The sequence below is a fragment of the Streptomyces sp. NBC_01635 genome (genome assembly GCF_045209715.1).
GTDB classification, from domain to species: domain Bacteria; phylum Actinomycetota; class Actinomycetes; order Streptomycetales; family Streptomycetaceae; genus Streptomyces; species Streptomyces hirsutus.
In genome coordinates this window covers 6,372,547-6,388,732 of sequence record NZ_CP109277.1, presented here as the reverse complement: position 1 = coordinate 6,388,732, position 16,186 = coordinate 6,372,547, and the positions used below count along the sequence as shown (strand labels likewise).

Annotated in this window: 14 protein-coding genes; 5 read left to right on the top strand and 9 right to left on the bottom strand. The window is 70.9% G+C overall.

Features of this window, described 5'->3' with window-relative positions; translation table 11 throughout:
• The first annotated feature begins 5 nt into the window (after positions 1–5).
• From OHB56_RS29750 to OHB56_RS29740, 3 genes are all read left to right on the top strand, one after another.
• Positions 6–419 carry a roadblock/LC7 domain-containing protein gene (locus OHB56_RS29750; RefSeq protein ID WP_042168317.1) on the top strand — a complete coding sequence of 138 codons (414 nt, stop codon included), beginning with the start codon at positions 6–8 and terminating at the stop codon, positions 417–419.
• 94 nt (positions 420–513) lie between these two features.
• A complete protein-coding gene (locus tag OHB56_RS29745) occupies positions 514–1,086 on the top strand; it encodes a DUF742 domain-containing protein (RefSeq protein ID WP_406356616.1) in 573 nt (190 codons plus the stop codon).
• A complete protein-coding gene (locus OHB56_RS29740; RefSeq protein WP_055625732.1) occupies positions 1,067–1,648 on the top strand; it encodes an ATP/GTP-binding protein in 582 nt (193 codons plus the stop codon). The genes OHB56_RS29745 and OHB56_RS29740 overlap by 20 nt, the downstream gene beginning before the upstream one ends.
• A 153-nt stretch (positions 1,649–1,801) precedes the next feature.
• On the opposite strand, the gene OHB56_RS29735 is transcribed toward OHB56_RS29740, so the two are convergent.
• Together OHB56_RS29735 and OHB56_RS29730 are read right to left on the bottom strand one after the other, a co-directional pair.
• A complete protein-coding gene (locus OHB56_RS29735; protein ID WP_055592630.1) occupies positions 1,802–1,996 on the bottom strand; it encodes an acyl-CoA carboxylase subunit epsilon in 195 nt (64 codons plus the stop codon).
• Between the two features lie 87 nt (positions 1,997–2,083).
• Entirely contained in the window at positions 2,084–3,667 is a 1,584-nt protein-coding gene (locus OHB56_RS29730) for an acyl-CoA carboxylase subunit beta (RefSeq protein WP_326754905.1), read from the bottom strand.
• Between the two features lie 654 nt (positions 3,668–4,321).
• On the opposite strand from OHB56_RS29730, the gene OHB56_RS29725 reads away from it, so the two are divergent.
• A complete protein-coding gene (locus OHB56_RS29725; RefSeq protein ID WP_326754904.1) occupies positions 4,322–4,924 on the top strand; it encodes a YceI family protein in 603 nt (200 codons plus the stop codon).
• 474 nt (positions 4,925–5,398) lie between these two features.
• Here the strand turns inward: OHB56_RS29725 and OHB56_RS29720 are convergent, their stop codons facing one another.
• From OHB56_RS29720 to OHB56_RS29690, 7 genes are all read right to left on the bottom strand, one after another.
• Complete coding sequence (locus OHB56_RS29720; RefSeq protein ID WP_406356613.1) at positions 5,399–6,751, bottom strand: hypothetical protein; 1,353 nt, start codon at positions 6,749–6,751, stop codon at positions 5,399–5,401.
• Positions 6,752–6,876: 125 nt separating this feature from the next.
• A complete protein-coding gene (cimA, locus tag OHB56_RS29715) occupies positions 6,877–8,481 on the bottom strand; it encodes a citramalate synthase (RefSeq protein WP_326754902.1) in 1,605 nt (534 codons plus the stop codon).
• Between the two features lie 414 nt (positions 8,482–8,895).
• Positions 8,896–9,984, bottom strand: a complete 1,089-nt coding sequence (locus OHB56_RS29710; protein WP_326754901.1) for a branched-chain amino acid aminotransferase — start codon at positions 9,982–9,984, stop codon at positions 8,896–8,898.
• 250 nt (positions 9,985–10,234) lie between these two features.
• Entirely contained in the window at positions 10,235–11,278 is a 1,044-nt protein-coding gene (locus OHB56_RS29705; RefSeq protein WP_406356611.1) for a 3-isopropylmalate dehydrogenase, read from the bottom strand.
• A gap of 100 nt (positions 11,279–11,378) precedes the next feature.
• A complete protein-coding gene (locus OHB56_RS29700; protein ID WP_326754899.1) occupies positions 11,379–11,510 on the bottom strand; it encodes a hypothetical protein in 132 nt (43 codons plus the stop codon).
• 340 nt (positions 11,511–11,850) lie between these two features.
• A complete protein-coding gene (pruA, locus tag OHB56_RS29695; protein ID WP_406356609.1) occupies positions 11,851–13,491 on the bottom strand; it encodes an L-glutamate gamma-semialdehyde dehydrogenase in 1,641 nt (546 codons plus the stop codon).
• A gap of 241 nt (positions 13,492–13,732) precedes the next feature.
• A complete protein-coding gene (locus OHB56_RS29690; protein WP_406356607.1) occupies positions 13,733–14,659 on the bottom strand; it encodes a proline dehydrogenase family protein in 927 nt (308 codons plus the stop codon).
• Positions 14,660–14,798: 139 nt separating this feature from the next.
• On the opposite strand from OHB56_RS29690, the gene OHB56_RS29685 reads away from it, so the two are divergent.
• Positions 14,799–16,058 carry a PucR family transcriptional regulator gene (locus OHB56_RS29685; protein ID WP_406356605.1) on the top strand — a complete coding sequence of 420 codons (1,260 nt, stop codon included), beginning with the start codon at positions 14,799–14,801 and terminating at the stop codon, positions 16,056–16,058.
• The last annotated feature ends 128 nt before the right edge of the window (positions 16,059–16,186 follow it).

Here is a 16,186-nt window from a genome sequence, read left to right as displayed (position 1 = left end):
GCCCGATGAGCCAGGCGGCGCAGAACCTGAACTGGTTGATCACCAACTTCGTGGACAACACCCCGGGGGTGTCCCACACGGTGGTGGTCTCCGCCGACGGACTCCTTCTGGCGATGTCCGAAGGATTTCCGCGCGACCGCGCGGACCAGCTCGCGGCCGTGGCCTCCGGGCTGACGTCGCTGACTGCGGGCGCCTCCCGGATCTTCGAGGGCGGCAGCGTGAACCAGACGGTTGTGGAGATGGAGCGGGGATTCCTGTTCCTCATGTCCATTTCCGACGGTTCCTCACTCGCCGTTCTCGCACATCCCGATGCGGACATCGGTCTCATTGGGTACGAGATGGCACTCCTGGTCGATCGCGCCGGCACGGTCCTGACCCCGGACCTTCGCGCGGAGCTCCAGGGGAGCCTGCTCAACTGACAAACGGACGGTGCGGTTTCGCGTCCCGGGGCCGTAAGGTTTCGGGACGCGGCTTCCACGTGATGGGTGCCAGGCACAGTCGGAGGAGGAGAAAGTGGCTACACCACCAGGCGGATCGTCTACGGGCAACTGGTCGTACGACCCTGCGCAGGGTCAGAACGACGGTTCCCAGAACCGGTACGGCTACCCCTCTCCGCCGAACCACGGCCGGCCGTACACGCCGCAGGGCCCCGGCTCTTCGCCGTACGGGCAGCCGCATGCGCCGCACATCCAGCCCGGGCAGCCGCAGCGCCGCACCCCGGAGCCGTCGCCCGCCGGGGCGTCGAACAACCCCCTGGTGCGCCCGTACGCGATGACGGGCGGCCGTACCAGGCCGCGGTACCAGCTCGCCATCGAGGCACTGGTGCACACCACCGCGCAGCCGCACCAGATGCAGGGCCAGTTGCCCGAGCATCAGCGGATCTGCCACCTCTGCCGGGAGATCAAGTCGGTGGCCGAGATCTCGGCCCTGCTGACCATCCCTCTCGGCGTGGCCAGGATTCTCGTCGCCGACTTGGCGGAGGCAGGACTGGTCGCCATCCATCAGCCCGGCGGCGACGAGAGCGCCGGCGGCCAGCCAGACGTGACACTGCTCGAAAGGGTGCTCAGTGGACTTCGCAAGCTCTAGCGGCGGTCCTTCCCGCTCCACCACCTCCGCGAAGATCGTGGTGGCGGGCGGCTTCGGCGTGGGCAAGACCACGTTCGTCGGTGCTGTCTCGGAGATCAACCCGCTGCGTACCGAGGCCGTCATGACGTCCGCTTCAGCGGGCATCGACGACCTCACCCACACCGGGGACAAGACCACCACCACGGTGGCCATGGACTTCGGCCGTATCACCCTGGACCAGGACCTGATCCTGTACCTCTTCGGTACACCCGGCCAGGACCGCTTCTGGTTCATGTGGGACGACCTGGTACGCGGCGCCATCGGCGCGATCGTGCTCGTCGACACGCGGAGGCTGGCGGACTGCTTCCCGGCCGTCGACTACTTCGAGAACAGCGGACTGCCGTTCGTCGTCGCCCTCAACGGCTTCGACGGACAGCAGCCCTACCAGCCGGAAGAGGTGCGTGAGGCACTGCAGATCGGGCCCGACGCCCCGATCATCACCACCGACGCCCGGCACCGCTCGGACGCCAAGAGCGCGCTGATCACTCTGGTCGAACACGCCCTCATGGCACGCCTCCGATAGCCGGGGCGGCCGGACCGTACGGCCGACGAACGCGGGAACGCCCCCTCCGGACCGGAGGGGGCGTTCTCATGTCGTGGTGCTGCCCCGGCGGCGGGCGGGGACGCGGAAGGGGCCCACCCGGGCGGGTGGGCCCCTTCAGGGCGTGCTGCGGGCTCAGCGCCAGCTGTGCGGGGCGCGGAAGCCGGGCTCGCGCTCGAGGCGGCGCCAGCCGGCCCTGGCGCGGCCGGAGCGGGCCGGGACGTCGTGGGCGGGGCGGGCGGCGGCGCGGGCGAGGAGGATCGCCGTGATGGCGGCGACTTCCTCGGGCTCGGCGTGGCCCTTCTCGACGCGGATGTCAGGTGTGCTCATGGGTGTCAGTCTCCCTGGGAGAGAGGGCCGCGGGATTGCCGCGAGGGGTCCGCCGGGTTACCTGGGCGGATTGCTTCGGTCGGTCGGCTACTGCGGCGGGTTGCCGTGCTTGCGGGAGGGCAGGTCGGCGTGCTTGGTCTGCAGCATCGCCAGGGAGCGGATCAGCACCTCGCGGGTCTCGGCGGGGTCGATGACGTCGTCGACCAGACCCCGTTCGGCCGCGTAGTAGGGGTGCATCAGCTCGGACTTGTACTCCTTGACCATGCGCGCCCGCATGGCCTCGGGGTCCTCGGCCTCGGCGATCTGGCGGCGGAAGATGACGTTGGCCGCGCCCTCCGCGCCCATCACGGCGATCTCGTTGGTCGGCCAGGCATAGGTGAGGTCGGCGCCGATGGACTGGCTGTCCATGACGATGTACGCGCCGCCGTACGCCTTGCGCAGGATCAGCGAGATCCTGGGCACGGTCGCGTTGCAGTAGGCGTAGAGGAGCTTGGCGCCGTGGCGGATGATGCCGCCGTGCTCCTGGTCGACGCCCGGGAGGAACCCGGGGACGTCCAGGAAGGTGAGGATCGGGATGTTGAAGGCGTCGCACATCTGCACGAAGCGGGCGGCCTTCTCGGACGCCTCGATGTCCAGCACACCGGCCAGCGCCTGGGGCTGGTTGGCGACGATGCCGACGACCTGGCCGTCCATCCGGGCCAGTGCGCAGATGATGTTGCGCGCCCAGCGCTCGTGGACCTCGAGGTACTCCCCGTCGTCGACGATCTCCTCGATGACCTTGGTCATGTCGTACGGACGGTTGCCGTCGGCCGGGACCAGGTCGAGCAGGGCGTCGCCGCGGCGCTCGGCCGCGTCGGTGTTCTCGGTTCTCGGAGGGTTCTCCCGGTTGTTCTGCGGGAGCAGCGAGAGGAGGTAGCGCACCTCGGCGATGCACGTCTCCTCGTCGTCGTAGGCGAAGTGGCAGACGCCGCTGGTCTCGGCGTGCACGTCCGCGCCGCCCAGGCCGTTCTGGCTGATCTCCTCACCGGTGACCGCCTTGACGACGTCCGGTCCGGTGATGAACATCTGCGAGGTCTCGCGGACCATGAACACGAAGTCCGTCAGTGCGGGGCTGTAGGCCGCGCCGCCCGCGCACGGGCCGAGCATCACGCTGATCTGCGGGATGACACCGGACGCCTTGGTGTTGCGCTGGAAGATCCCGCCGTAGCCGGCGAGCGCCGAGACGCCCTCCTGGATCCGGGCGCCCGCGCCGTCGTTGAGGGAGACCAGCGGCGCGCCCGCCGCGATGGCCATGTCCATGATCTTGTGGATCTTGGTGGCGTGGGCCTCGCCCAAGGCGCCGCCGAAGATCCGGAAGTCGTGGGCGTAGACGAAGACCGTGCGGCCGTCCACGGTGCCCCAGCCGGTGATCACACCGTCGGTGTACGGCTTCTTGGTCTCCAGACCGAAGCCCGTCGCCCGGTGCCGGCGCAGCTGCTCGACCTCGCGGAAGGACCCCGGGTCCAGCAGCAGTTCGATGCGCTCCCGGGAGGTCAGCTTGCCCTTGGCGTGCTGCGCCCGGGTCGCCTTCTCGCTCGGGCCGGCCAGTGCCTGCGCACGGATCTCGTGCAGTTCGGCAACACGTCCGCGCGCGTCGGCCGGCTCACCCGGTGCGTCATCCAAAACGGTCATGCTGCGACCTTACGAAGCTCACCCGGGAATGCGAGCCGTCGACTCCTCACAGTCTCGGGGCCGTTTTCCTGGTGCGACCGAACAGAACCGTGGCGGCGTGCAGGCGTTCCGACTGCTCAGAGGGCGTTCGCGTTGTAGGGGTCCGACAAACTCCGGGACTGAGACGCCCCTCACAGCCACGCGCCGCGCGGACTCCCCCGCGGGCGCCGCGCCTGCGGATCCAATGCCCGGCGTCCTGCGATTTCACCGGTCCGGCGGCCTCTCCCCGCCCTCGTGCCCGGTCGATCCCAGATGTTCTCCGGGGGTTCGCCCGTTCGGGTCGGTCCGCACCGCAGAGGGTAGCGGTACGGCTCGCGGATCCCGCGGGCCCCTCGGGACCGGTCGGAGCCGGTCGAGCCGCGCCGGAAACGAGTCGGCACAGGGCATGGAAGTGGGCAACCCGGGGGACCCACCTTCGGTACGGTCGAGCGAGCGGCCCCTCCCGCCGCCCCCGTCCGCGGGACCCTCCGCGCCCCGCCCGTTCGGCCGGTCCACTCGCACCGCTCCGCCAAAGATGTTGAACTTTAAAGGGAATGCATCTACAGTGAGTCTCGTTGAAAGTAATTGAACATTCAACGTGATCATCCGATCCCCCGTCCCCAGGAGGAACACATCATGGGCATCTTCAGCCGCAAGAGCAGCGAAACCGCGACCGCCCCGGCCCCCGTGAACCCGGACCTGGCCGCCCTGACCGGCGACTACACGATCGACCCCTCGCACACCACCCTCGGTTTCGTGGCCCGGCACGCGATGGTCACCAACGTCAAGGGCAGCTTCCAGGAGTTCACCGGCACTCTGCACCTGGACGGCTCCGCCCCGTCCAACTCCACCGCCACCCTCGACGTGGAGATGGCGAGCATCGAGACCGGCAGCGCCGACCGTGACGGTCACCTGAAGAGCGCGGACTTCTTCAAGGTCGAGGAGTTCCCGAAGATGACCTTCCGTTCCACCAAGACGGAGGCTCTGGGCGGCGACGACTACCGCATCACCGGTGACCTGACGATCCTCGGCACCACCAAGCCCCTCACCATCGACCTGGAGTTCAACGGCGCCGCCACGGACCCCTTCGGCAACGAGCGCGTGGGCTTCGAGGGCAAGGCCGAGATCCTGCGCTCCGAGTGGGGCCTGACCTGGAACGCGGCGCTGGAGACGGGTGGCGTCCTGGTCTCCGACAAGATCAAGCTGAGCTTCGACATCTCGGCGATCAAGAACGCCTGAGCCGACGGCCTCGCCCGTCCGGCACCGCTGCACGCGCGCCCGCCTCCTCCGCACGGAGGAGGGCGGGCGCTCGGCGTTCCGGCGCCGCGGGTCCACTCCCCCGGCATCGGCTTCGCGACGGCCGTCTCCGCCTGCGCGGGCCGGCCCTCCGGCGTACCGGCCCAAAGGACGCCGGGCACGACGCGATACCGCTCCGCCCTTCCCGGCGCCTCGAAACGGGCCGTGGAGCGAGGCTCCCGCTCCGGCGCCGCCGCGAGTTCTTCGGGTGCACCGGCCTCCTTCTGCGACGCGCAGGCCGCCGCCCGCCGCCCGCCCGCCTCGGCGGCGCCCACCTCCACGCGTCCGGCCGGCCGCGTCCGTCCGGCTCGGCGGCGGACGGGAAGGCGAGCGGGGCAGCGGGATCCGACGACGTCATGGCGGAGGCGTGGGCCGACCGCGGCCCTCGCCGTCGCGCAACGAGACGGGGGCAGCGCGTCAGAAGCCGCCGCCGAAGTCCCCTCCGCCGCCGAAGCCACCGCCACCACCGAAGTCGCCGCCCCCGAAACCACCGCCGAAGTCCCCGGGGTCGAAGTCGGCGCCGGAGACGTCGCCGCCGCCGTACCCGCCGAAGTCGCCGTAGCCGGCGCCGTAGTCGGCCCCGTAGGCGGGACTCGCCATCATGCTGCCCAGCAGGGTGCCGACCAGCAGGCCGGGCAGCACGCCACCGCCGAAGTAGCCGCCCGCCCAGGGACCGTAGGCCGGGCCCGCCTCCCAGTAGGGGCGTCGCCCGGAGTCGGTGTCGACCTCGCGAACGGCCGGGTCCCGGCCGTCGGCGAGTCGGGCCCGGTCCGCCGCGCAGACCGGTACCTCTCGCACGGCACCGCCCGGGGGCGTCCAGCGGGCGTCCGCGACCGAGGGGCCGTGGCGCGGGTCGAAGAAGCAGGGCGGGCGGCGCTCCGGCAGCGCCCGGCCCTCGCGGCGGGCGGCGAGCACGGCCAGCGCGAAGCGGCCGTCCTCCACGGCCTGGGTGACTGCCCGGACGTCCTCCGGCCGGTCCGCCCGGTCCATCAGCTGCTTGGACCGTTCGTAGGAGTCCAGCGCGCGTTCGTAGTCCGCGCGCATGGCGTCGTCGGCACCGGGCTCGCCGGGGTGGAAGTCGAGCCGGTCGAGCTCCTCGCCGAACGCGGTGATGTCCTCGTCGACCACGACCCGCAGCTTCTCCAGCGCGGCCCGCTGCTCCTCCTCGTGGCGCTTGCGGTTGCGGCGGACCACGGCGTAGGCGCCCGCGCCGCCCACCGCCACCACCGCGCCGACGGTGATCAGACCACCGACCGGCACCTGGCCGCCGCCCTCGTTCCAGGAGGCCGGCGCCGAGCCGCCGATGTTGCGCAGGGCGTCGTCGACGAAGTCGTTCAGCTGGGCCTTGGCGTCGCCCGCGCCCTGCGCGGCCGTGACCAGGTTCCCCACACCCTGGCGGCTCAGCACGCTGCTGTCGGCGCGCGCGTCGAACTCGTCGCCGAGACGGATGCCGTACAGGCCGGTGATCCCGGTCTCGGTGCGCAGGTTCCGGAAGAGGTCGTCCGTGGGATATCCGGCCGGGAGGACCGCGACGAAGACGGGTTTGTCCGCGTTCTCGATCTTGTCCGCGAGAGCCTCGGCGTCCGACTGGGACAGGACGCCGGTCGCCTCGGGATCGACGTAGACGGGGCTCTCGCGCAGCGCCTGGGCCACGGTCGAGAGGTCGGTGGCCGCGTGCGCGCCCGGCGCCCCGGTCATCAGGACCGCCAGAGCGGCGGCCACCGGCACGATCAGCAGGCGTACGAGGGTACGCGTCAACGCGTCCTTCATGTGTTCGAAGCTACCCGAACCTGGACGGAAACGGGCATCCGGTCCGGCAGGGCTTTCCCGTACGGCACGCGCGACTCACGCATCGCCACGGGTCGTCCCTGCCGGACCGGACCGGACCGGTCGGGTCAGGCCGCCGGTTCGACCCCGGCCCGCAGCAGACCGTACGCGTACGCGTCCTCCAGGGCCTGCCAGGAGGCGGCGATGACGTTGTCCGCGACGCCCACCGTCGACCACTCCCCCGTGCCGTCGGACGTGGAGATCAGGACCCTGGTGGTGGACTGCGTGCCGTGCTTGCCCTCGAGGATGCGGACCTTGTAGTCGACGAGTTCCAGCTTGGCGAGCTGCGGGTAGATCCGCTCCAGGGCGACGCGCAGGGACCGGTCCAGGGCGTTGACCGGACCGTTGCCCTCGGCCGTGGCGACGATCCGCTCGCCCTTGGCCCAGAGCTTGACCGTGGCCTCGTTGGCGTGGGTGCCGTCGGGGCGGTCCTCGACGATCGCGCGCCAGGACTCGACGTCGAAGTACTTCAGGGGCCCGCCCTCGACCTCCGCGCGCAGCAGGAGCTCGAAGCTCGCGTCGGCGGCCTCGTACGTGTAGCCCTGGAGCTCGCGTTCCTTGACCCGCTCCACGACCCGGCCGACCAGTTCGCGGTCGCCGCCGAGGTCGATGCCGAGCTCCTTGCCCTTGAGCTCGATGGAGGCGCGGCCGGCCATGTCGGACACCAGCATCCGCATGGTGTTGCCGACCTGCTCGGGGTCGATGTGCTGGTACAGGTCCGGGTCGACCTTGATCGCGGAGGCGTGCAGGCCGGCCTTGTGGGCGAAGGCGGAGACGCCGACGTAGGGCTGGTGGGTGGAGGGGGTCAGGTTGACCACTTCGGCGATGGCGTGCGAGACGCGCGTCATGTCCCGCAGCCGGCCCTCGGGCAGGACCTGCTTGGCGTACTTGAGCTCGAGGGCGGCCACCACCGGGAACAGGTTGGCGTTGCCGACGCGCTCGCCGTAGCCGTTGGCCGTGCACTGCACGTGGGTCGCGCCCGCGTCGACGGCGGCGAGGGTGTTGGCCACCGCGCACCCGGTGTCGTCCTGGGCGTGGATGCCGAGCCGGGCGCCGGTGTCGGCGAGCACCGTGGAGACGACGGCCTGAATCTGGGCGGGGAGCATGCCTCCGTTGGTGTCGCACAGGACGACGACGTCGGCACCGGCCTCGTAGGCGGCGCGGACGACGGACTTGGCGTACTCGGGGTTGGCGCGGTAGCCGTCGAAGAAGTGCTCGCAGTCGACGAACACCCGGCGGCCCTCGGCCCTGAGGAAGGCCACGGTGTCGCGGACCATCGCCAGGTTCTCGTCCAGGGTGGTGCGCAGAGCGAGCTCGACATGGCGGTCGTGGGACTTGGCGACCAGCGTGACGACCTGCGCGCCGGAGGCGAGGAGGGCCCTGACCTGAGGGTCCTCCTCGGCGGTCGCGCCCGCGCGGCGGGTGGCGCCGAAGGCGACCAGCTGCGCGTGGCGGAAGTCGATCTCCTGCTGGGCGCGGGCGAAGAACTCGGTGTCCCGCGGGTTCGCGCCGGGCCAGCCGCCTTCGATGAAGCCCACGCCGAAGTCGTCCAGGTGCCGTGCGATGGCCAGCTTGTCGGCGACGGTGAGGTTGATGCCCTCACGCTGGGCGCCGTCGCGCAGGGTGGTGTCGAAGACGTGGAACGAGTCGTCGGGCTCGCTGGGTGCGGTCATGGTCTGAAGGCTCCTGATGTTGGATCTCGGTCTACCGGAATGACCGGTTCCACCGTCCCCCCATGGTCCCTCGCGCTCGGTCCCCGGCTTGAGGTGGGCCAGGAAACAGAAAAACCTCTCGCGGGTGCGAGAGGTCTGCGCGCGGGTCGAGGACGACGGTGTCCGCCCATACGTTGTCGTACGTGCGGTCACTGCGGACCGGCGCGCCTGCTGCCAATAATCGTGGCGAACGAGAGCACGGGGGAAGTGTGGCACAAAGCGGTCCCGCGATCACCGTCCGTCTCAGGATGCGGGCGTTCGGTGTCCGGCCCAAGGCGACCAAGGCGTGCGGACCGCGGCGGCCGGGCGGGGCACGCGAACGCGCGGCCCCCGCGGGCGTCCGCGAGGGCCGTGCACGTCGTCGGGGCCGGGCGCTCAGCCCAGCGGGTGCATCCAGCCGTGCTTGTCCTCGGCCGTGCCGCGCTGGATGTCGAGCAGGGCCCGGCGCAGGCGCTGGGTGACCTCGCCGGGTTCGCCACCGCTCTGCTTCCACTCGCCGCCGGCCCGCTTGACGGTGCCGACGGGCGTGATGACGGCCGCGGTGCCGCAGGCGAAGACCTCGGTGAGGGCGCCGTTCTCGGTGTCGCGCCGCCACTGCTCGACCGAGACCCGCTCCTCGACGGCCTCGTAGCCGAGGTCGCGGGCGACGCTCAGCAGGGAGTCACGGGTGACGCCCTCCAGGATCGAGCCGGTGAGGGCCGGGGTGACGATCTTGTCTCCGTAGACGAAGTACAGGTTCATGCCGCCGAGTTCCTCGACCCAGGTGTGCTCCACGGCGTCGAGGTAGCAGACCTGGTCGCAGCCCTTGGCCGCGGCCTCGGCCTGGGCGAGCAGGGAGGCCGCGTAGTTGCCGCCCGTCTTGGCGTCGCCCATGCCGCCGGGGACGGCGCGGACGCGGTCCTCGGAGACCCAGATGGAGACCGGCTTCACACCGCCGGGGAAGTAGGCGCCGGCCGGGGAGGCGATCACCAGGAACAGGTACTCGTTGGCGGGCTTCACGCCCAGGCCGACCTCGGTCGCGATCATGAACGGGCGCAGGTAGAGGGATTCCTCGCCGCCGTGCGCCGGAACCCAGGCCTTGTCCTGCCCGACCAGGGCGTCGCACGCCGCGATGAACGTCTCCACCGGCAGTTCGGGCATCGCGAGGCGGCGGGCGGAGCGCTGGAACCGCTCGGCGTTCTTCTCCGGGCGGAAGGTGGCGACGGAACCGTCGGGCCGGCGGTAGGCCTTCAGCCCTTCGAAGATCTCCTGCGCGTAGTGCAGGACGTGGGTCGCCGGGTCGAGGGGGATCGGCGCGTACGGGACGAGCTGACCGTCGTGCCAGCCCCGGCCCTCGGTCCACTTGATCGTCACCATGTGATCGGTGAAGTGGCGGCCGAACCCCGGGTCGGCCAGGATCGCCTCCCGCTCGGCGTCGGAGAGCGGGTGGGCGGAGGGCTTGAGCTCGATCGTGGGCGTGGTCATGAATGGTTGTCCTTCACCGGTTGTAGTGACGGGCCGCGCTCACGCCCGTACGGCCGGTGGCCAGTGATAGGACGTCCGAGCATTCCCTCATGCGGCGGCTCCGCGTTCGATTATCGCCCGGCGGCGACGGAGGAGGGAATACGGGGTGAATGCGGCCCGGTGGTCGATGGTGGCACCCGGCGGGGACATGGGGAAGCCGCCGGGCGGTTGCGACCGGCGGCTTCGAGTGGTGTCGAGTGTGCGCGCCCGGTCAGCCGGCTACGCGTACGGCGAGCGCGTCGCCGATCTCGGAGGTGCTGCGCGCGGGCAGCCCGACGCGCTCCGCGAGGTCGGCGGAGACGGCGTCCTCGATGCGGACGGCCTCGGCTTCGTGGCCGAGGTGGCGCAGCAGGAGGGCGACGGACAGGACCGTGGCGCTGGGGTCGGCCTTGCCCTGGCCCGCGATGTCCGGTGCCGAGCCGTGCACGGGCTCGAACATGGACGGGAACGCGCCGGACGGGTTGATGTTCCCGCTGGCGGCGACGCCGATGCCGCCGGAGACGGCCGCGGCGAGGTCGGTGATGATGTCGCCGAAGAGGTTGTCGGTGACGATCACGTCGAAGCGCTCGGGCTGGGTGACGAGGTAGATCGTCGCGGCGTCGACGTGGATGTAGTCGGTGGTGACCTCGGGGTACTCCTCGGCCACCTTGTTGAAGACGTTCGTCCACAGGTGGCCGGCGAAGGTCAGCACGTTGTTCTTGTGGACCAGCGTGAGCTTCTTGCGGGGGCGGGCCTGGGCGCGGGCGAAGGCGTCGCGGACGACGCGCTCGACGCCGAACGCCGTGTTCACCGAGACCTCGGTGGCGACCTCGTGCTCGGTGCCCTTGCGGATGGTGCCGCCGTTGCCGGTGTAGGGGCCCTCGGTGCCCTCGCGGACCACGACGAAGTCGATCTCCGGCTGCCCCGCGAGCGGCGTGGCCACGCCCGGCAGGAGCTTCGACGGCCGCAGGTTCACATGGTGGTCGAAGGCGAAGCGGAGCTTCAGCAGGAAGCCCCGCTCCAGGACGCCGGAGGGAACGCTCGGGTCGCCGATGGCGCCGAGCAGGATGGCGTCGTGCTGCTTCAGCGCGTCGAGGTCGGCGTCGGTGAGGGTCTCACCGGTTGCGTGGTAGCGCTGGGCACCGAAGTCGTACTCCTTGGTCTCCAGCTTCACATCCTGCGGGAGGACGGCGGAGAGCACCTTCAGGCCTTCGACCACGACTTCCTGGCCGATGCCGTCACCGGGGATCACTGCGAGATTGATGCTGCGAGACATGCGGGCACCCTACTCCTCGTCCCATGCTCTGACACGGACCGTCCGGGATGCGGACATCCGCACGGGAGGGGAGGCCACGGCCGGGTGCGCTCGGCGCGGCTCAGTGGCCGGTCGAGCCGCCGTTGTCGCGGCGGTCGAGGGCGCGCTGGAGGGCGGCGGCGGCGTTCTTGCGGTCGGACTCGCTCGTGCGGGAGACATGGCGGACGCGGCGGCGGACGATGGTCTCGGCCATGGGGAATCGACTCCTTCGACAAGCCGGGAGGGCGCGGAAATACGGAGGGGAAACGCGTCACCGGAAGGGGCGGGGAGCGGAGGCCGCAGGGGTTGCCTGCACGGGGCCCGGCTCGCTACCGCCGTTCGCTTGATCGAGCGAGACGTTCGGCTCCTACAAAAATAAGGGGGCCCGGCGCATCTGTCTGCACAATTACTCGGACTTCCTACTATCTGAGACGGCGGACCCGGCCTCACCGCCGCGACCTGCGGAAACGCCGGACGGGCCAGGTCGGTACGACCTGGCCCGTCCCACGGGGCTGCGGCAGCGGTACGGAGGGGTTCCCGGTGCCGGGGGGGTGTCAGCCCATGTGCGGGTACGTGTAGTCGGTCGGCGCGACCAGCGTCTCCTTGATGGCACGGGTCAGGGTCCAGCGCATCAGGTTCTGCGGGGCGCCGGCCTTGTCGTTGGTGCCGGAGGCACGGCCGCCGCCGAAGGGCTGCTGGCCGACGACGGCGCCGGTCGACTTGTCGTTGATGTAGAAGTTGCCCGCCGCGTAGCGCAGCTTCTCCATCGTGTACGCGGCCGCCGCACGGTCGCCGGAGACGACCGAACCGGTCAGCGCGTAGTCGGACACCGACTCCATCTGGGTCAGCATCGCGTCGTACGCGTCGGCCGCGCTGTCGTCGTACACGTGCACCGCGAGGAACGGGCCGAAGTACTCGGTGCGGAAGACCTCGTTCTCCGGGTCGGAGCACTCGACGACGGTCGGGCGGACGAAGTAGCCGACCGAGTCGTCGTAGGAGCCGCCCGCGACGATCGTGCAGGCCGGGTCCTCCCCGGCACGGTCGATGGCGGCCTTGTTCTTGGCGAAGGACCGCTCGTCGATGACGGCGCCCATGAAGTTCGACAGGTCGGTGACGTCGCCCATGGTGAGGTGGTCGACCTCGGCGGCGAACTCCTCCTTGAAGCCGTCGTTCCAGATCGACGCCGGGATGTAGGCGCGCGAGGTGGCGGAGCACTTCTGGCCCTGGTACTCGAAGGAGCCACGGGTCAGGGCGGTCTTCAGCACGGCACGGTCGGCGCTCGGGTGGGCGACCAGGAAGTCCTTGCCGCCGGTCTCGCCGACCAGGCGCGGGTAGGTGCGGTACTTCTCGATGTTGTTGCCGACCGTCTTCCACAGGTGCTGGAAGGTCTTGGTCGAGCCGGTGAAGTGGATGCCCGCGAGATCGCGGTGCTCCAGGGCGACCTTGGAGACCTCGATGCCGTCGCCGGTGACGAGGTTGATGACGCCCTTGGGCAGACCGGCCTCCTCCAGCAGCCGCATCAGCAGCACGGCGGCATGGGTCTGGGTCGGGGAAGGCTTCCAGACGACCACGTTGCCCATCAGGGCCGGTGCGGTGGGCAGGTTGGCCGCGATCGCGCTGAAGTTGAAGGGCGTGATCGCGTAGACGAAGCCCTCCAGCGGGCGGTGGTCCATGCGGTTCCACACGCCGGGCGAGTTGGCCGGGGGCTGCTCGGCCAGGATGCCGCGGGCGTAGTGGACGTTGAACCGCCAGAAGTCGATCAGCTCGCAGGGGCTGTCGATCTCGGCCTGCTGCGCGGTCTTGGACTGGCCGAGCATGGTGGAGGCGGCGATGGTCTCGCGCCAGGGGCCGGACAGCAGTTCGGCGGCGCGCAGGATGATCGCCGCGCGGTCGTCGAAGGACATCGCGCGCCAGGCCGGGGCGGCGGCCAGGGCGGCGTCGATCGCGTCCTGGGCGTCCTGCTGGGTGGCGTTGGCGTAGGTGCCCAGGCGCGCCTTGTGGTTGTGCGGCTGCACGACGTCGAACCGCTCGCCGCCGCCCATCCGCTTCTCGCCGCCGATGGTGCAGGGCAGGTCGACCGGGGTGTCGGCCAGTTCCTTGAGCTTGGCCTCCAGCCGGGCGCGTTCGGGCGAGCCGGGGGCGTAGCCGTGCACCGGCTCGTTGACGGGCATGGGGACCTGGGTCACAGCGTCCATGAGCTCCTCTTCCGAGTGAATCCCGGGCTTCGGTCCGTGGAGACCAAAACCTTGTGCGTATCTTGGGTGGCGGTCAGGGCTTGACCATCACGAGTTCGCTGCGGCGAGCGAGTGAGAAGCCCCCGCGGGGGCGGAGTCACGGTTTCCGTACTCCTTGGCGGAGGAAACCAGGTCGGCTCAGCCGACTGATGGGCGGTAGCTGTCGCTATCCAGGGTGCACCTGGGTGTCCACAGCTGCCGCTCATCCCTTGCTGACCATCGAGCGCAGGAAGAAGCGCAGGTTCGCCGGCTTCTCCGCCAGACGGCGCATGAAGTAGCCGTACCAGTCGGTGCCGTAGGCCGTGTAGACGCGCATGCGGTGGCCTTCGGCGGCCAGCCGCAGGTGCTCGTCACCGCGGATGCCGTAGAGCATCTGGAACTCGTACTCGTCGAGCTTGCGGCCGGCGGTGCGGGCCAGTTCCTGGGTGATGGAGATCAGACGCGGATCGTGGGACCCGATCATCGGGTACCCCTCGCCCTCCATCAGCGTCCGCAGGATGCGCACGTACGCCTTGTCGATCTCGTGCTTGTGCTGGTGGGCGACCTCTGCGGGCTCCTTGTAGGCGCCCTTCACCAACCGTACGCGACTGCCGTTCGCGGCGAGGCGGCGCGCGTCCTCCTCCGTGCGGAAGAGGTAGGCCTGGATGACGCAGCCGGTCTGCGGGAAGTCCTTCCGCAGTGTGTCGTGGATGGCGAACATCGAGTCGAGGGTGGTGTGGTCCTCGGCGTCGAGGGTGACCGTGGTGCCGATGGCGGCGGCGGCCTCGACGACCGGGCGGACGTTGGCGAGCGCCAGGTCGTGTCCGCCGGGAAGCGCCTGGCCGAACATCGACAGCTTCACCGACATCTCGGCGCGGGTGCCGAGCTCCAGCGGACCGAGCCTGCCGATCAGCTCCAGGTAGGCGTCGCGCGCGGCGGTGGCCTGCTCGGGGGTGGTGATGTCCTCGCCGACGACGTCCATCGTCAGTTCCAGGCCGTTGCCGGTGAGCTCGTCGATCACGGGCAGGATCTCGTCCACGGTCTCACCGGGGATGAAACGGTCCACGACCTGCTTGGTCACCGGGGCGGCCGAGACGAGGCGACGCATCCGGTCACTGCGTGAGGCGGCGAGAATCACGGGACCCAGCACGGGGCACCTCCACAAGCTGCTGAATGACCGTGACCCGACGCTTCGGGCAGGGCACGGAGAACCACCGTGAAACTTAGGGATCCATCCGATCGTGGGCCATCGACAGCTGTCACGCATCCGTGCCACCGATCTCAGACAGATGTATGAAAGCGATGCGGTTCTACGGGAGGATGCAGGGGTGACGTCGGACCACAGGGGTGACTACCAGGAGCTGGTGGACGAGATCTCGGAGCTGCTCGGCGCTCCGGCGACCCTGGAGAACCGTGACTTCGAGCTGCTCGCGTTCGGCGCGTACGACAGCGAGGGCGAGCTCGATCCGTCCGTCCTCGACCCGGTGCGCACCCGTTCGATCCTCACCCGCCGCTCGACGGCCGCCGTCCGGGCCTGGTTCGAGGGGTTCGGCATCACCCGCGCGACGGGCCCGGTCCGTATCCCGCGCACCCCGGAGGCGGGTGTGCACCGGGGTCGCGTCTGTCTGCCGGTACGTCATCGGGGCGTCGTCCTCGGCTACGTCTGGCTGCTCGACTACGACCCGGGCCCCTCCGAGGAGCAGTTGGACGCGGCGATGGGCGTGACCGCCCGGATCGGGGCGCTGCTCGCCGACGAGGCGCAGCACGGTGCCGATCTGACCCGCGAGCTGCGGGCGGTGCTCGGCGCGGAGCGCGACGGGCAGCGCGATCTGGCGGTCGCCGAGCTCCGCACCGCCCTCGGCAGCCGCGCCGACGGCCCGTACACGCTGGTGTGCGTGGCCCCGTGGCCCTCCGCCGACCCCGAGGACGCCCCGTCGGTGCGTACGGTGCCGGGCGCCGCGGCCCTGTGCACCCTGCCGTGGGGGGCCGCGGACATGTCACTGGCCCTGCTGCTGCGGCTGCGCGCCTCGGACGTGCTGACCCCGGCGACGACGGCCGCCGGCCGGCTCCTGGAGCGGGCCCGCGCCAGCGGCACCGGGCACCGGCCCGCCGCCACCGGCCCGGCCACCGCGACTCCCCCGGTCGCCGCCGGGATCGCCACGCCCCGCTTCGGGCTCGCCGGACTGGGCGCCGCCTGGAGCGAGGCCTCGGCGGCGGCCCGCGCGGCCCTGGCCGAGCCCCGCCTGGGCCCGGTCGCCGTGTGGTCCTCGATCGGCCCCTACCGGCTCCTGGCCGCGCTGCCCCGGCAGGCCGCCCCCGACCCCGCCGTCGGCCCGCTGCTCCTCCCGGTGCACCGGGAACTCGCCCGTACCGCCGAGACCTACCTCGACCATGCGGGCCAGGCCGGCCGCACGGCCGCCGAGCTGGGCATCCACCGCCAGACCCTGTACTACCGCCTGTCCCGCATCGAACAGATCACGGGCCTGGACCTGGACGACGGCGAGGACCGGCTGCTGCTGCACATGGCCCTGAAGGCGCACCGGCTGTGAGGGACGCGCCGGCACCGAGGGCACCCGCCGTGCGGTGAGCGGCTTCGTGCAGGCACGCTCCACCCCGCCGGGGGACCTTCACCGGCACGGACGGGGCCGTCCCCTCGCCACGCACCCGGCGGGCGGTC

What these genes read in the sequence shown, in the direction of transcription:
- OHB56_RS29685 (WP_406356605.1), top strand. Translation starts at nt 14,799, where the DNA reads ATGTATGAAAGCGATGCGGTTCTACGGGAGGATGCAGGGGTGACGTCG.
- pruA (WP_406356609.1), bottom strand. Translation starts at nt 13,491, where the DNA reads ATGGACGCTGTGACCCAGGTCCCCATGCCCGTCAACGAGCCGGTGCAC.
- OHB56_RS29710 (WP_326754901.1), bottom strand. Translation starts at nt 9,984, where the DNA reads ATGACCACGCCCACGATCGAGCTCAAGCCCTCCGCCCACCCGCTCTCC.
- OHB56_RS29735 (WP_055592630.1), bottom strand. Translation starts at nt 1,996, where the DNA reads ATGAGCACACCTGACATCCGCGTCGAGAAGGGCCACGCCGAGCCCGAG.
- OHB56_RS29705 (WP_406356611.1), bottom strand. Translation starts at nt 11,278, where the DNA reads ATGTCTCGCAGCATCAATCTCGCAGTGATCCCCGGTGACGGCATCGGC.
- OHB56_RS29750 (WP_042168317.1), top strand. Translation starts at nt 6, where the DNA reads ATGAGCCAGGCGGCGCAGAACCTGAACTGGTTGATCACCAACTTCGTG.
- OHB56_RS29725 (WP_326754904.1), top strand. Translation starts at nt 4,322, where the DNA reads ATGGGCATCTTCAGCCGCAAGAGCAGCGAAACCGCGACCGCCCCGGCC.
- OHB56_RS29700 (WP_326754899.1), bottom strand. Translation starts at nt 11,510, where the DNA reads ATGGCCGAGACCATCGTCCGCCGCCGCGTCCGCCATGTCTCCCGCACG.
- OHB56_RS29720 (WP_406356613.1), bottom strand. Translation starts at nt 6,751, where the DNA reads ATGAAGGACGCGTTGACGCGTACCCTCGTACGCCTGCTGATCGTGCCG.
- OHB56_RS29730 (WP_326754905.1), bottom strand. Translation starts at nt 3,667, where the DNA reads ATGACCGTTTTGGATGACGCACCGGGTGAGCCGGCCGACGCGCGCGGA.
- cimA (WP_326754902.1), bottom strand. Translation starts at nt 8,481, where the DNA reads ATGACCGCACCCAGCGAGCCCGACGACTCGTTCCACGTCTTCGACACC.